The sequence below is a fragment of the Pseudoalteromonas shioyasakiensis genome, from assembly GCF_024518675.1.
Taxonomy (GTDB): domain Bacteria; phylum Pseudomonadota; class Gammaproteobacteria; order Enterobacterales; family Alteromonadaceae; genus Pseudoalteromonas; species Pseudoalteromonas shioyasakiensis_B.
In genome coordinates this window covers 1-14671 of sequence record NZ_JANIGL010000001.1, presented here as the reverse complement: position 1 = coordinate 14671, position 14671 = coordinate 1, and the positions used below count along the sequence as shown (strand labels likewise).

Genomic DNA, 14671 nt, shown 5'->3' with positions numbered 1-14671 from the left:
AATATTCTTAACATCAGGATTGGTTTTATTTACATGGCAATTTTACAGCAAGAGTGAATCATCTATACAATGAAAGCGCTCAGCACTTTGTTTTAGGGCGTCAGCGGTTAGTTTATCCGCACCATACACCTCGGCTGGTACCTTGTATTTTTTTTGCAAATGGCCCAGTAACAGAGCAAAGTCACCATCTCCTGAGAGTAATATTACGCGGTCGAGTTCTTTCCCTTGCTCTAACATATCAATGGTAATACCGACATCCCAATCGCCCTTCGCACTGCCATCTTTGCGTTGAATAAATGGCTTTAGCTTTACTTCAAAACCAATGGCCCGCAATATATTTTGAAATTGAGATTGTTTATCGTCACCACGATAAATCGCATATGCAAATGCACAGTCAATTTCATATTGCTCACTCACCTGAGACCAAAATGCATTGTAATCAAAGTTTTTGCCGTAACTTTGTCGACAGGTGTAATAAATATTTTGCACATCAACAAAAATCCCCACTCTGGGTTTAGATGGTGGTCCTTGTTGCGTTAATGGCTCTTTTAATTGCGACATATGCTGCTCTTAAATAGTGTTTTAACCAATGTAGCACAGTTAACTTGAAAAAAATCTAAAAGTAACCTAAATTGGTTACTTACCCAAAAGTAACTAATTTTGGTTACATAGTAAAAAGTAACTCATAGAGGTTACATCACCTTAGGTAAACAAAATGATAGCAGTCATCAGCGGCGATTTAATCAACTCACAAAAAATTCCTAAACACCAATACGACGATATGCTTTATCTGTTGGATCAAAGCTTGCGCTTCATTGCAAATAAATTTAGTGGTCAATACAGTGTTTATCGTGGTGACGCCCTGCAAATACAATTACCTGATCCACGTGATGTTTGCAGCGCAGCTATATTGCTTTATTTACAGCTAAAGTCTGCTAATTATTCATTACGTCAAAGTATGGCTATTGGCCAGTTAGATAACCCTCGCGCGGATATAAAAACAGCCACTGGGTCTGCTTATACACTTTCAGGTCAAGGGTTAGATACCCTGAATCAACTGTTAATACTGCAAATAGAGCACAGCTCTCTCGATGCCAGTTTTGCCCTGAATATCGATTTAATTAACGTGCTACTCGATAAAATCAGCCAAAAGCAAGCCAATGCGTTGTTTCATTATTTAACTGCTGTAAATAATAGCCACAGCCAGCTTGCCAAAGAGTTACAAACCAGCCGCGAGAATGTGACTAAATTACTTAACTTAGCAAACTACCAATTAATTGAGCGTTTTTTAAATTACAGTAAAGAGGCTATCCAACAACTTCAAGGAGTAAAGAAATGAGTTTTTATTTATTACTAACAGGCCTTGTCATTGCTCACTTATTAGCAGATTTCTACTGGCAACCAATAAGTTGGGTCTATGATAGAAACACACGGCATTTTCGTGCCAGCAAACTTTATTTACATGTTTTGATGCACAGTACAGTTAGCGCACTGGTGATAATACTATGGGAATACCAATATGGTTGGGGTGATTGGTCTAATATACTTGTAGCAACCTTGATTATAGCGGTTACCCATTACTTTATTGATATTGCCAAATCATACTCAAACAAAGGGGTGGTCCCTTTTGTGCTGGATCAATGTGCTCATCTCATTGTCATACTTATGGTCGCTGTATGGCTTGCTGATAATCAGCTCTTTTACTATCAACTATTACACCAGCTTATTGCCCTCGATACATTAATTATACTGACGGGCTATTTATTAGTGCTTAACCCAAGCTCGGTGTTCATTCGTATGGCGCTTGAGCGTATCACAAGTGGCTTTTCAACTTCTGGCAGCATACCTGCTGCGGGACACAGTATTGGTTTATTAGAGCGTGTACTGATGCTGACATTCATTTTGATGGGAGAGTATGCAGGCGTTGGCTTTTTACTCGCTGCAAAATCAATTTTTCGGTTTGGGGATTTACGAGCAAGTGAAGAAAAACAACTCACCGAATATGTAATGCTAGGTACCTTATTAAGTGTAACAGTGACTTTATTTATCGGTTTAACCATTAATTTTTTAACTAAACAATAAAAAAACGCGCTATAAAAGCGCGTTATATATTATTACGTCAAAGGTTAAGCGTTACCCTGCGAGCCGCCATTATTTGGCCGACGACGGCGCTGCGAATTACCACCAACCGACTGACGTTTTGCCCATGGGTTTTGTTGCTCCCCCTCGCCTTTAGCTGCCGGCATTTTAGAACCACCACGGCGTGGCCCTGTTCCATTGCCACCATTGTTTGGCTTTTTGCTATCAGACTTAGGCTTAGAAAACGGCTGTTTGGCTTTTTTAGGCTTTTTTGGTTTTATCGGTCTTGCATCAAGCGCTCTTTCTGGCACAGGATTGCTTGGCTCAAAGCCAGGCTCTTCTGCACGGGGAATAAGCTCGCCAATAAAACGCTCAATACCATATAAATCAGCAGCATCATCAGTCGTTACAAACGAAATAGCATGGCCTGTAGCACCCGCACGACCTGTACGGCCAATACGGTGCACGTAATCTTCATAAATGTTTGGTAAATCATAATTTACTACATGTGGAAGCTCTACAATATCAAGTCCACGAGCCACAATATCAGTAGCCACTAAAACACGTACTTCACCACTTTTAAAACCATCGAGTGCTTTAACACGCGCACCTTGTGATTTATTACCATGAATTGCAGCACCCACAATGTCATCACGTTCAAGTTGTTTAACTAAACGGTTGGCACCGTGTTTTGTGCGGCTAAAGACCAATACTTGCTGCCAATCATTACTGCGAATTAAATGACTCAAAAGCGCTGTTTTACGTGCTTTGTCTACCGCATACACTGATTGAGTAACACTTTTTGCTGTGGTGTTTTTTGCCGCCACAGAAATCTCAACGGGGTCATTGATCAAACCTTTTGCTAAAGCGCGAATTTCATCTGAAAACGTAGCAGAAAACATTAAATTTTGGCGTTTAGAAGGTAACTTACTAATGATACGTTTAATATCGTGAATAAACCCCATATCAAGCATACGGTCTGCTTCATCAAGGACTAACACTTCGAGGTTATCAAATTTCAATGCATTTTGATTATGTAAATCAATCAAGCGCCCAGGGGTTGCCACTAAAATATCGACACCTTTACGCAAGCGCATCATTTGTGGATTGATTTTAACGCCACCATACACAACAAACGAGCTTATGTTAGAGTGCTTAGCATACTCTTCAACATTTTCGCTTACTTGCAAAGCAAGTTCACGGGTTGGTGCTAAAATTAACGCACGCACTTGGTTACCTTTGGCTTTTTGCCCTTTCGCTAATGACTCAATAAGCGGTAACGTAAAACCAGCTGTTTTACCGGTGCCAGTTTGCGCGGCTGCCATTACATCACGACCTTCGATGATCGCTGGAATGGCCTGAGCCTGAATCGGTGTTGGCGTTTCATAGCCCTTTTCTAAAACTGCGTTAACTAAAGACTGTGATAAACCTAACCCATCAAAACTCATATAAACTCTCTTTTAAATAAGGCCAAACTGGCCAGTTGCGCGCATTATACCTATCGTGGTCAATAATGCATTGAATATTCACCTTACTGTTAATATGCTAACCTGAGACAGAGTGACGCTGGAGTGAAAAATGGCAATAAAAACACAAGCAAATCAAATAAGCTTACAACAATGCCTTGCTAATACTGACCCTAAACGCTTAGAAGATGCAAATACGTTAATTGCACTGTTTGAGAAAGTAACCAATGAACCAGCTATAGTTTGGGGCAAAGATATTATTGGTTTTGGTCGTTACCGCTATCAATACGACTCAGGCCAAAGTGGTGACTGGCCATTAACAGGCTTTTCGCCACGCAAGACGAAGTTATCTATCTACATAATGCCAGGGTTTGAAAATAAAGAAGTTGCGGCCTTACTTGATAAACTAGGTAAACACACAACCGGCAAAAGTTGTCTCTATATCAGCAATTTAAAAAATATAGACTTAGCCATACTTGAACAACTCATCGCTTTGTCTGTAGCACTAATGAAAGTAAAATATCCGTAAAATATAAAAGCGGCAATATGCCGCTTTTATAGTAAACAGTAGAATAGTTACTTAACTCCTAGCTCGCGTAAGCGCTCTTGTAAGTAACTGTCTGCGGTATAACGCTCTGATAACACAACATCAGGACGCGGATGTAAAAATAATGGCAGTGAAATACGTGACTTAGTCGACGCCTTACCCGTTGGGTTAATTACACGGTGAATCGTTGATGGGAAATACCCGCCCGACGCTTCTTGTAGCATGTCACCAATATTAATGATCAAGCTACCAAAATCACACGGCACATCTAACCAACCACCGTCGGTTTTTTGCACTTGTAAGCCAGGCTCATTAGAGGCAGGTAAAACAGTTAATAGGTTAATGTCGCCGTGCGCAGCAGCGCGAATTGCACCAGGCTCTTCATCACCCGTCATCGGTGGATAATGCAATATACGCAGTAACGTTTGTTCAGAATCAGCTATCATGTCTTTCAAATCGATTGAAAACTTAGCACGTACCTCTGCTGGTGCTTCAGCTTGCACCCAGCTTAACAATGTTGCCGCAAACTCATTGGCTAAACGATAGTACTCACGTACATCCGCTTCTAGTTGCTCAGGCACTCGGCCCTTTGGATAAACATGAAAGTACTCTTTAATATCTTTTACAGTAAAACCTTTGGCAACCTCTGAAACTGACGGCGGAAAATAACCATCTTGGGTTTCTTTAGAAAATAAGAACTCATGCTTTTGCTCAGAGTTAAAAAACGCCTGCCAATTTTCATAAATTGATTCAACTAAAGATTGCGGAATTGGGTGATTTTTTAACACTCCAAAGCCTGTGTTTCTAAGAGATTCAACAAATTGAGCGGCTGCATCGCTCGCTTGATAATCGACAGTAGGTAGTTGCATGTTGGTATCCAATGATTTAAGTTGTCAAAAGCCTTTGCTAATCATAGCAGTTGCTACATTGTTGCGCTTCGCGAGGATAATAAAATAGCCTTAAAAACATAAGGACTTATGTCCGCACTCGCTATGCGACAAAGTAAATGTTGATATAGATCAACAGCTGCGTATTAGCATAATCACAGTGAAATAATAAAATCGTTAAAATGGTCTACCCTGCTAAATTCAACCAAGAGCGAAGGCACATACTATGCGACAAAAAAATAACCTTTCAAAGTGGTGAGTTACAACTTGCCGGACAATTAGAGTCACCAGCTGGCGATATCAAATTTTACGCCTTATCTGCCCATTGCTTTACGTGCCGGTAAAGACATTGCAGCAGCCACTCGTATTAGCCGTGCATTAACGAAACAAGGTATAGCGGTATTACGTTTTGATTTTACTGGACTAGGCAATAGCGATGGCGACTTTGCCAACAGTAACTTTTCTTCCAATATTCAGGATTTAGTCGCCGCTGCGGATCATTTAAGAGCCCACTTCAAAGCGCCACAATTGTTAATTGGCCATAGTTTAGGGGATGCAGCAGTGCTGGCAGCCGCAGCGCAAATAAAAGAAGTACAAGCGGTGACGACCATCGGCGCACCATCCGATGCCCAACATGTCACGCATAATTTTAGTGCACATCTTGATGAAATAAACGCAGCAGGTGTTGCAAAAGTGACTTTAGCAGGCCGGGAGTTCACCATTAAAAAGCAGTTTGTAGACGATATTGCTAAATATGACCGCAGCCACATTGGTAAACTAAAACGTGCCCTCTTAGTAATGCATTCTCCCATTGACGCTACGGTTAATATTCGTGAAGCCGAAAAAATCTATGCCAGTGCTAAACACCCAAAAAGCTTTATTAGCTTAGATAATGCTGATCACTTATTAACAAAGAAAGAAGATGCTGATTATGCTGCAGAGGTTATCGCATCATGGGCCAAGCGCTACGTAAATAATAATTCGTTTAGCAAAATGAATATAAATTAAAAATATATGCGATAATAGCGCTAATATTTGTGTTTATTTAAAAGTGTCCCATGAAATCATACAGCAGCATCGAACAACGTATCGAAATTTTACAAAGTCGCATTGAAGCCTATAAAGAAGAAATCGCGGTATTACAAGCCGAGCCGAAAAGTAATAACGAGCGTATTATTTTTAAGTTTATTGAAACCGGTAGCACAGGTAAAACGAAAGATTTTGTGCGTGAACTTGGCATTAAATCACCCCGTGATAGCTTATACTCGTCTGGCGATGTAACTAAGCTAATTAAAGATGGCGCTGATGATATTAACCCTGCGCTGCTTGAAATTGCTCGCGCTCTTGCCAGTGCGCGCAATAAAAACGGCCCTGCTTGCTAGTCGTTTATTACTATAAGTGATTAGCCGTCAATATTTGCGGCTAATCAACTAGCTCGATATCAAGTCCCGCTAATAAATTTAAAGCCTCAAGTCGTTCAAATTTAGCACGGCTCACATCATTATTTTTAATATCAATATTAAACTGTGTGGCACCGACAAAATTAGCGTTACTTAAATTGGTTTGATGAAACACACTGTCTCTAAAATCTGTGCCTATAAACTGGCTTTTAGCTAAATTTGCATGTCTAAAATCGACATCCTTTGCAAAGCAATCAGTCATTGTTAACGCTTTTAATTGCGACTCAAAAAATGAGCTATGGCTAAGTTCGCAATCTTTAAAGCTAACGGGCGCAGTTAATGCCAGTTGCGGCCAGTTTACTTGTCCCCAAACTATGCTGTTGAGCTTACAGCCTTTAAAACTGACCTCTTCCAACGAGCTGTAATTCCAATTTAATTCACTTAAATTACAATTGATAAACTCACAATCGATAAAACGACAGTTACTGAATTGAGCTTGGCTAAAGTCACACTCAATAAACTGACATTGCTCAAATTCAATGTCACTAAAGCGCTTTGCTGTCGCTTTTAACTTTAAAAATTCGTGTTCATAGTAATCGTTTTGTGTAAATAACATACCTTCTGTTATAACTCCCTCTTAAAACAGCAATAAAAAAACCCTAAGAATAAGCTTAGGGTTTTTAACATTAAACTAGTTTGTTCGTTACTTATTCAGCTGGTTTTTCAGCTTTTTCAACAACGTTGATAGCAAGCTCAGTCAATGAATCTGCATTGGCTTTGCTTGGTGCGTCAGTTAGTAAACATGAAGCTTGTGTTGTTTTAGGGAAAGCAATAACGTCACGAATGTTATCAGTACCACACAGTAGCATTACTAAACGGTCTAAACCAAACGCAAGACCGGCATGCGGTGGCGTGCCGTATTTAAGCGCATCAAGTAAGAAGCCAAACTTGTCTTGTTGCTCTTGTGCATCAATACCTAGAATTCTAAAAGCCGCTTCTTGCATATCTGCATTGTGAATACGAACAGAGCCGCCGCCTACTTCGTAGCCGTTTAATACCATATCGTAGGCATCTGAGATAGCCGCTGCAGGGTTTGCTTCAAGCTCTTCAGCACTGATGTCTTTAGGTGCAGTAAATGGATGGTGAACGGCGTGAAGTGTGCCTTCGTCATCTTCTTCAAACATTGGGAAGTCAACAACCCAAAGTGGTGCCCAGCTATCAAGGTTAGTGATTTCTAAATCAACACCAATCTTCAAGCGTAATGCGCCCATGGCTTCATTTACTGTGTTGCGTTTATCTGCACCAAATAAAATGATGTCGCCCGTTTGTGCATTAGTACGTGCTAGAAGTTCGTTAATCACTTCTTCGTTTAAGAACTTAGCAATAGGTGATTGCACGCCTTCAGCGCCTGCATCACGGTCGTTAACTTTCATCCAAGCTAGACCTTTCGCACCGTAAATACCAATAAACTTGGTGTAGTCATCTAACTGCTTACGAGAAAGCTTCGCGCCACCAGGTACTGTTAATACTGCAACACGGCCTTTTTCATCATTTGCAGGGCCTGAGAATACTTTAAACTCAACGTCTTTTACCAAATCAGCAACGTCAATTAGCTTCATTGGGTTACGTAGGTCTGGTTTATCAGAGCCATACAAGCTCATTGCCTCTGAATAAGGCATGATTGGGAACTCGCCTAAATCAACGTTAAGTAATGACTGCCACATTTCACGGATCATCTTTTCAGTCATACCGCGTACTTGATCAGAGCTCATGAACGACGTTTCTAAATCTATTTGAGTAAATTCAGGTTGACGATCAGCACGTAAATCTTCATCACGGAAACATTTAACAATTTGATAGTAACGGTCAAAGCCAGACATCATCAATAATTGCTTAAACAACTGTGGTGATTGCGGTAATGCGTAAAAGCTGCCTTTGTGAACACGACTCGGTACTAAATAATCACGCGCACCTTCTGGTGTTGCTTTCGTTAATACGGGTGTTTCAATATCTAAAAATGCATTGTCATCTAAAAAGCGACGAACAAAGCTGCTTGCTTTAGCACGTAACTTAATACGGTCGCTCATTTCTAAGCGGCGAAGATCGAGGTAACGGTATTTTAAACGGCGCTCTTCTGAATTCACTTGGTTAAAGTCAAGTGGTAACGGCTCTGAGCGGTTGATAATCGTTAAGCTAGTGCCTAAAATCTCGACTTCACCTGTTGCCATATCTTTATTTACTTGGCTATCAGGGCGCGCACGAACAACACCTTTAAGCTGCACACAAAATTCTTGGCGAAGTTTATTAGCTGTATCCATTAAGCCTTCAACTTCAGGATCGAATACAACTTGCACTAAGCCTTCTCTGTCGCGTAAATCGACAAAAATAAGACCACCAAGATCACGTCGTTTATTTATCCAACCACATAGTTCAACTTCTTGATCTACGTGAGTTTTGTTAAGCTGTCCGCAGTATATAGAGCGCATAGTATTCCTGTCAGTTTAAGACTCATAGCCGCTCTCCCTAAGAATTTGCTGTTTTTGGGGAGTTAAAGCCACTATTTATTAATCATTTTAGGGGGTGCATTATACCCAAGTTACTTAAAAATGCGAGCACGGCAGCGGGCACTATGCTTTCAATTCATAGATTTGATATACTAGCCAAAACACACAATCAGTTAACCGTTTTATGTTGTATTTAGGGTGTCCGCAATGGTCAAGCACCGCGTGGAAAGGCAATTTGTTATCCAGCCATTGTAAAAATGCTGACATGCTGCATGAATACGCGCAGGTGTTTAATTCTGTCGAGGGTAATACCAGTTTTTACGCCGATCCTAGTACTGAGTCACTCAAGCGCTGGCGTGATGCTGTTAATAACGATTTTAAATTTACCTTTAAATTTCACCGCCGCTTTAGCCACGAATTACAATTAACCAACATTGATGATGAGCTAACTGCTTGGTTTAACTTATTCGAACCGCTATTACCCAATGTTGGGCAAATCATGTTGCAACTACCAAGTAGCTTTAGCCCTGCACAATTACCACTGCTTGCTCAGTTTATTACTAAGCTGCCACACGATATAAATTACGCAGTGGAAGTACGCCACGGCGAGTTTTTTAAAAAGGGCGATGCTGAAGTTGCGTTAAACCAGCTATTAATGGCTAGCAACATTAACCGTGTTGCCATGGATACCCGTGCCCTATTTGCGGTAAAGCCCAACACCGAAGCTTTGATAGATGCGCAGCAAAAAAAGCCTCATCTCCCAGTTCATGCCATCGCCACCGGCGAGCAGCCTATGGCAAGGTTTGTGATTGCCAGTTTAGAACATGACTATAAAAGCTATTACCAGCCTTGGCTTAAAAAAGTACAACAATGGCTCGATGAAGGTAAAACACCTTATGTGTTTTTTCATACCGCCGATAACCGCCAAGCTCCATTGTTAGCACGTCAGTTTTGCCAAGACTTAAATTATAACCACCACGTTTTATCACCTTTTATAGGTGAAAAAGAAGCCACTCAATCGAGCTTATTTTAAATTTATGAAAGACTACTCTCGTTACTTTACCGGCTACCCTGAGCAAATTGTCACACAAGTGATGCAGCTCATTAATAACAACAAACACGGTGCGTATTTAACAAAAAAATACCCGCATGCTCATACGATAACAAGTGATAAGTCGCTATATGCTTACGCAACCGAGCTTAAAAAATGCTACTTAAAAAATGCACCACCGTTTGGCCGCGCAGCATTTAAAAAGCAAGGTGATATGGTCACTAACGCACTGGGTACACATACCTACCGTATGCAAGGCAAAACCCGAAAGCATGACTTAGCTATTAACAGTGATTTACTGCGCGCGCCAGAGCCATTATTAAAAGCACTCGTGGTTCACGAGCTCGCTCACTTTAAAGAAAAAGATCACAACAAAAGTTTTTACGCCCTGTGTTGTCACATGGAACCAGAGTACCACCAACTGGAGTTAGATTTACGAATATTTTGTGTGTTAGTCACGCAAGGGAAAAACCCTTACTATTTATTAAAATGATAGATAACTTTCTAAAGTAATTGGGTCTTCAGCACCTTCAGAATTAAAACTTATTCGATGCAGACTATCCCTTCGAAGTATACCTTTTTAGCATTGATGCATTGTTATTGCATATTTATTAGAAGTAGCAACACTATATATACTACCCTGACTAAAACTAAACATACTGATGTAAATTCAACCATGAAGTTCAATATCCCTAGTATTCAATATCGATTAGCTCTAGCTCGCCAAAAATATCATATTCTGCACTTTTCAATTTTAGATGAGCCAACTCTGTATTAGCCTTAATTCTATCAATAATAGACTTTTTATGTTCTGGTGCTATTCCATAGCCTAATACTAAGGTGTTAAAAGCCGAAAAAGGTATTTTTTTCAAATAACACTCATGATACTTGAGTAGTTTATCTACCGAACTGTCATAAAATTCAAAAAACTTTCCTTTAGCCTCATCACAATCGACTAAAGAGCACACAATTCTCGACTCCTCTTCTTGCTCCCAATCAGGGGATTTAGAAAATAAGAGTTTGTACATTAAATCATTTAAGTGTTCGGGTTTATTAATAGAATTCCAATCTTTGACTGGCATACCATTAATCCTCCACGAACCACGATAGTATGTAACAGACGCACGTTTGCTAATTTCATAAGTCACATCTTTTACAATATTTCTCATAAAGAATTCATGTGTTTCATCAAATATTAAGGCTACACCTTGACCCTCACTAGCATAATGATTCCACATGTGGGTACTTGTTACACTTTTACATAATGAAAAAACACCACAAGCAGCGCTTATTTTTTCAATAATTTGATTGTTAATTTCCTGAACTTTTTTATTTACTTGCTCTTTATCAAACTCTTTCATTGAACTATAACCAAACTGGCTTTCAACTAGGTGAGGAAAAGCATCTCCATATCTATCATCCAAAGGTCTTTCTAAATAAAACTTTTTAAGAAGGGCAAGATCTAATGAATCATTTATGTCACCGCCATCTTTTTGGAATCGCTCTTTAGCCCAATCTAAATCTGCTGGCGAAAACTCATTAAAATAGGGAAATAGTTTTGCCTCACTCATTTTATCATTTAAGAACTTCGGTTGTGTAAAGCGAAACAAACCATCGGATAAAAAACTGCTACGTGGCTCTGTATAATTACTTTCTTCGATAACTAATCCAAAATATTTTACTAACAACACATACCTCCAAATAACTCTATTGAGTGACCGTAAATTTAGTTAAACCAATCAGCTGCCCAGATTCGGTAACAACTTGTACTTGCCATTTGCCAACAGGGTCTGCGGGAAAGTTCAATTTGTGTGTCCATGCTCTATAGCCCTGCTCTCGCCCGCCGGTGATATCTAAGGCAATTCGCTCCACAACTTGGTTATTAAGGATCCAAACATGAAAAATCTTTTCGTTTAAGCCTCTTGGCGCTTTCACCGCTGTCCAACTATATAAACCTTCCTGTCGTAACGTATTTACATCTAACTGCTTAACGTTACCGATGGGCTTACGTTGTTCCAGGTCAACTTCATGAGATAACCTAATATCAGTTAAGCGTAATGCCGCTGGCGGCACCCAGCTACGCAATTGCCATAAACCTGCACTCAATACGCCTAACAATAAAACTAACAAAGGAAAACGCCACCAACGCGCATTTGGCATCAAATTTCCTAAACTCGGTAGCGTGCACATAATCGCGGTGATCAAGGCAATTCCTAAGCTTTCACTGGTAGTAAGATTTAATAGGATTGGCAATGTGACTAAAATTACCACAAATAGTGCAAAATTATGAAACACCGTAAATAATATGCTGTGTTTAGCTAACTTTTTATAATAAAGCGGATCAACAACTGATATAAATGCACATAGAATAATCAAGGAAGTAAACACAGCCTGCGGATGGTTCCATGACGTCACCGCGAGAAAAAACGGCAATGCAAAAAATAAGCTTTCTTGCTGCACCATCTGTAATGCAAAACGCATAAAGTTAGGTGAAACAGCAACACCAAAGCGCTGCTCAACTTTATCGCGCAGCCAATTATCAACGATTAACCACACCCAGCTGACGAGTAAAAGTATAGCTATAATTTGCGAAAACGACTCCTTTCGCTCAACTAAAACGTAACTAGCTACACCGCTGAAAAATGCAAACACCGCTAATAAACCTGGTCGCTTTTGCATCATCATTATAAATTTTGTTATTAAATCTTTAAAATAGTTCATGCAAAAATAAGATCCTTTTACAACTTAATATCTTAGTTAGTCACCTAAACAATATACCTTAATACATGAACAACAGATTTACACTTTTGCTCTAAAATTATTTAGTTATGAGTCACACTTTTTACTTTTGAGATTACTATGGCGAGGCCATTTTCAAACACGTTGGCTATTTTGTATATTTTGCTCACCTTTGCTGAACAAAGTTTGGCGTACAGTGTATCTCCCTCGATAAGTGCTCACCCTTACACTCAAACGATAAATATTGACAGCCCACTAGTGGCTTGAGAACATCGTAAAGAATGACGATGAATGTTGCGAAATATAGTGTTGTGATAGCACCTGCTTTTGCCCTGCAAATACTTGAGTATCAGCTTTTTACCTGCCGTCAGAAATCACGACAACTCAAATTGTTATGCAAAACCATCACGCTATAAAACAAAATATTGCAAAAATAATCTGTGTCACAACTTATATTTACCGCCCTCACATCTCTATCTCATAAATACATTTCCCATGTTTTTAGCCACGTTAAAGGCTTATTCGTTCACCCACGAACAGCATCATGCCATGACGAGCATTAAAAAATCGATAGAGAAAATACAAGTCACGGCTTCTCGACTTGGACGTATAGTAACTGAGCCAGCGACTCACACTGAAATAATCAAGAGTGAAGAAATACACGAGAAAGCCTTAATGCCCCTTGGCAACATTTTACTGTTAGTTCCGGAAACTGGCGGTGTAACCGTGCAAAACACTTCACCCGCTTTAGGTAGTGCAAATATCCGTTTGCAAAGCCTGTATGGCCGCTATACCCAGTTACTTAGTAACAGACTGCCATTATATGGCGGTAAATCAATTGGATTATTACCAATCACATTTAATTGATGTTCTACTTTAATCTTGTGTTATTTGTGATCTAATAGAGCTATATACAGTCATTGTTATTGAGCTTAAATTATCCAATATTTCAGGTTTCCCATACACCTGAGATGCACGATTAAAAACCCACTATCAAGTTGTTCGCCAATTTCTTAAAGTTAAAAATCGTACGGCAGTTGCACAAGCAAAAGGCGTGAGTCGGCACTTGGTAAATGAGTGGGTGACAGCTTATCTTACCGATGGCATTGCGGCATGAGATATTAAAAAACAGCCCGGTCGCCCTTATGTTCTAACGCCTAAGCAAAAGCAACAACTCAAAGATTATGTATGCAAACATGCAGTTAAAGATGAAGGAGGCTGCTTAATCGGTGAAGACATTCGTGAGTATATTCGCGAGACATTTGATGTGCAGTATAAGCTTAATAATGTTTATCGCTTATTGCATGAGCTTAATTTGTCATGGATTACATCTCGCACGAAACACCCTAAACAATCAGTTCAGCCGCAAGAAGACTTTAAAAAATTTCCTTCGTAATACGAACATCACAATTCCAGGCCACGTATCACTTGATAGAGTCAATGTCTGGTTCCAAGATGAAGCGCGGTTTGGTCAATAAAATACCACATCTAAAATTTGGGCAAAGAAAGGCTCAGGGCCCCGCGTGGTCAGCAGCAACAATTTCTATCCACTCATATATTTGATGCTGTTTGCCCTGCGACAGGTCAAACTGAGGCTATCATAGCTCCTTATTTGAGTAAGGATATAATGAGGCAGCACTTAGAGCTCATTTCGGATGTGACACCATATGGAGAACATGCAGTTGTTGTGGACCGCACTAGCTGGCATATGGGGTTTGCGAGTTTTATCAGCTTTAAATCGAGGCTGAAGCCTCCTCCTACAATAACTTTGACAGCGCTGCACGTTAAGCCCTACGCTTTACGCTCGCTAACTCGCGAGATAATTCATTTTATTTCAGACAACAAAAAACCCGTTACATTGCTGTAACGGGTTTCTCTTATTTGGAGCCTGGCGATGACCTACTTTCACATAACAAATGCTACACTATCATCGGCGCTGTTTCGTTTCACTACTGAGTTCGGCATGGGATCAGGTGGGTCCAAAACGCTATTGTCACC

14 protein-coding genes, 1 rRNA gene and 2 pseudogenes are annotated in these 14671 nt (G+C 40.0%); 9 read left to right on the top strand and 8 right to left on the bottom strand.

Going from position 1 to position 14671, the window contains the following annotated elements:
- Window positions 1–42: 42 nt before the first annotated feature.
- Complete coding sequence (locus NQT69_RS00080) at window positions 43–561, bottom strand: LabA-like NYN domain-containing protein (RefSeq protein ID WP_256825701.1); 519 nt, start codon at window positions 559–561, stop codon at window positions 43–45.
- Between the two features lie 154 nt (window positions 562–715).
- Between NQT69_RS00080 and NQT69_RS00075 the strand changes: the two genes are divergently transcribed.
- Both NQT69_RS00075 and NQT69_RS00070 read left to right on the top strand, forming a co-directional pair.
- The gene (locus NQT69_RS00075) at window positions 716–1339 is read left to right on the top strand and encodes a hypothetical protein (RefSeq protein WP_256825700.1); all 624 of its coding nucleotides are present in this window, start codon (window positions 716–718) and stop codon (window positions 1337–1339) included.
- Window positions 1336–2082 (top strand): DUF3307 domain-containing protein, encoded by a 747-nt coding sequence (locus tag NQT69_RS00070; RefSeq protein WP_256825699.1) that lies wholly within the window; start codon window positions 1336–1338, stop codon window positions 2080–2082. The genes NQT69_RS00075 and NQT69_RS00070 overlap by 4 nt, the downstream gene beginning before the upstream one ends.
- 44 nt (window positions 2083–2126) lie before the next feature.
- Here NQT69_RS00070 and NQT69_RS00065 read toward each other — a convergent pair whose 3' ends face one another.
- Window positions 2127–3527, bottom strand: a complete 1401-nt coding sequence (locus tag NQT69_RS00065; protein ID WP_256825698.1) for a DEAD/DEAH box helicase — start codon at window positions 3525–3527, stop codon at window positions 2127–2129.
- 130 nt (window positions 3528–3657) lie between these two features.
- Here NQT69_RS00065 and NQT69_RS00060 point away from each other — a divergent pair, with 130 nt between their 5' ends.
- Window positions 3658–4074, top strand: a complete 417-nt coding sequence (locus NQT69_RS00060; RefSeq protein WP_256825697.1) for a DUF1801 domain-containing protein — start codon at window positions 3658–3660, stop codon at window positions 4072–4074.
- 47 nt (window positions 4075–4121) lie between these two features.
- Here the strand turns inward: NQT69_RS00060 and NQT69_RS00055 are convergent, their stop codons facing one another.
- Window positions 4122–4961, bottom strand: a complete 840-nt coding sequence (locus tag NQT69_RS00055) for an isopenicillin N synthase family dioxygenase (RefSeq protein ID WP_099295799.1) — start codon at window positions 4959–4961, stop codon at window positions 4122–4124.
- 200 nt (window positions 4962–5161) lie between these two features.
- On the opposite strand from NQT69_RS00055, the pseudogene NQT69_RS00050 reads away from it, so the two are divergent.
- Together NQT69_RS00050 and NQT69_RS00045 are read left to right on the top strand one after the other, a co-directional pair.
- A pseudogene (locus NQT69_RS00050) lies at window positions 5162–5951 on the top strand (alpha/beta hydrolase family protein); the annotation flags it as partial.
- 86 nt (window positions 5952–6037) lie between these two features.
- Entirely contained in the window at window positions 6038–6361 is a 324-nt protein-coding gene (locus NQT69_RS00045) for a hypothetical protein (protein ID WP_256825696.1), read from the top strand.
- 40 nt (window positions 6362–6401) lie between these two features.
- Here NQT69_RS00045 and NQT69_RS00040 read toward each other — a convergent pair whose 3' ends face one another.
- The gene (locus tag NQT69_RS00040; RefSeq protein WP_256825695.1) at window positions 6402–6995 is read right to left on the bottom strand and encodes a pentapeptide repeat-containing protein; all 594 of its coding nucleotides are present in this window, start codon (window positions 6993–6995) and stop codon (window positions 6402–6404) included.
- 91 nt (window positions 6996–7086) lie between these two features.
- Entirely contained in the window at window positions 7087–8865 is a 1779-nt protein-coding gene (gene aspS, locus NQT69_RS00035) for an aspartate--tRNA ligase (RefSeq protein ID WP_256825694.1), read from the bottom strand.
- A gap of 202 nt (window positions 8866–9067) precedes the next feature.
- Between aspS and NQT69_RS00030 the strand changes: the two genes are divergently transcribed.
- Window positions 9068–9916: a DUF72 domain-containing protein gene (locus NQT69_RS00030; protein WP_256825693.1), complete on the top strand. Its 849-nt coding sequence runs from the start codon at window positions 9068–9070 to the stop codon at window positions 9914–9916.
- Window positions 9917–9920: 4 nt separating this feature from the next.
- The gene (locus tag NQT69_RS00025) at window positions 9921–10427 is read left to right on the top strand and encodes a M48 metallopeptidase family protein (protein WP_256825692.1); all 507 of its coding nucleotides are present in this window, start codon (window positions 9921–9923) and stop codon (window positions 10425–10427) included.
- Between the two features lie 199 nt (window positions 10428–10626).
- On the opposite strand, the gene NQT69_RS00020 is transcribed toward NQT69_RS00025, so the two are convergent.
- Together NQT69_RS00020 and NQT69_RS00015 are read right to left on the bottom strand one after the other, a co-directional pair.
- The gene (locus NQT69_RS00020; protein ID WP_256825691.1) at window positions 10627–11625 is read right to left on the bottom strand and encodes a DUF2971 domain-containing protein; all 999 of its coding nucleotides are present in this window, start codon (window positions 11623–11625) and stop codon (window positions 10627–10629) included.
- A 16-nt stretch (window positions 11626–11641) separates the two neighbouring features.
- Entirely contained in the window at window positions 11642–12655 is a 1014-nt protein-coding gene (locus NQT69_RS00015; RefSeq protein WP_256825690.1) for a DUF5924 family protein, read from the bottom strand.
- 582 nt (window positions 12656–13237) lie between these two features.
- On the opposite strand from NQT69_RS00015, the pseudogene NQT69_RS00010 reads away from it, so the two are divergent.
- Together NQT69_RS00010 and NQT69_RS19560 are read left to right on the top strand one after the other, a co-directional pair.
- Window positions 13238–13528, top strand: a pseudogene (locus NQT69_RS00010) (TonB-dependent receptor); the annotation flags it as partial.
- Window positions 13529–13793: 265 nt separating this feature from the next.
- Window positions 13794–14069, top strand: coding sequence for a helix-turn-helix domain-containing protein (locus NQT69_RS19560; protein ID WP_372822927.1), 276 nt, complete (start codon window positions 13794–13796; stop codon window positions 14067–14069).
- Between the two features lie 490 nt (window positions 14070–14559).
- Here NQT69_RS19560 and rrf read toward each other — a convergent pair.
- A 5S ribosomal RNA gene (gene rrf / locus NQT69_RS00005) occupies window positions 14560–14671 on the bottom strand; the annotation flags it as partial.

Excerpts from the sequence above, each read along its gene's own strand:
- NQT69_RS00070 (WP_256825699.1), top strand. The coding sequence starts at position 1,336 with ATGAGTTTTTATTTATTACTAACAGGCCTTGTCATTGCTCACTTATTA.
- NQT69_RS00040 (WP_256825695.1), bottom strand. The coding sequence starts at position 6,995 with ATGTTATTTACACAAAACGATTACTATGAACACGAATTTTTAAAGTTA.
- NQT69_RS00025 (WP_256825692.1), top strand. The coding sequence starts at position 9,921 with ATGAAAGACTACTCTCGTTACTTTACCGGCTACCCTGAGCAAATTGTC.
- NQT69_RS00045 (WP_256825696.1), top strand. The coding sequence starts at position 6,038 with ATGAAATCATACAGCAGCATCGAACAACGTATCGAAATTTTACAAAGT.
- aspS (WP_256825694.1), bottom strand. The coding sequence starts at position 8,865 with ATGCGCTCTATATACTGCGGACAGCTTAACAAAACTCACGTAGATCAA.
- NQT69_RS00075 (WP_256825700.1), top strand. The coding sequence starts at position 716 with ATGATAGCAGTCATCAGCGGCGATTTAATCAACTCACAAAAAATTCCT.
- NQT69_RS00055 (WP_099295799.1), bottom strand. The coding sequence starts at position 4,961 with ATGCAACTACCTACTGTCGATTATCAAGCGAGCGATGCAGCCGCTCAA.
- NQT69_RS00080 (WP_256825701.1), bottom strand. The coding sequence starts at position 561 with ATGTCGCAATTAAAAGAGCCATTAACGCAACAAGGACCACCATCTAAA.
- NQT69_RS00015 (WP_256825690.1), bottom strand. The coding sequence starts at position 12,655 with ATGAACTATTTTAAAGATTTAATAACAAAATTTATAATGATGATGCAA.
- NQT69_RS00065 (WP_256825698.1), bottom strand. The coding sequence starts at position 3,527 with ATGAGTTTTGATGGGTTAGGTTTATCACAGTCTTTAGTTAACGCAGTT.
- NQT69_RS00030 (WP_256825693.1), top strand. The coding sequence starts at position 9,068 with ATGTTGTATTTAGGGTGTCCGCAATGGTCAAGCACCGCGTGGAAAGGC.
- NQT69_RS00060 (WP_256825697.1), top strand. The coding sequence starts at position 3,658 with ATGGCAATAAAAACACAAGCAAATCAAATAAGCTTACAACAATGCCTT.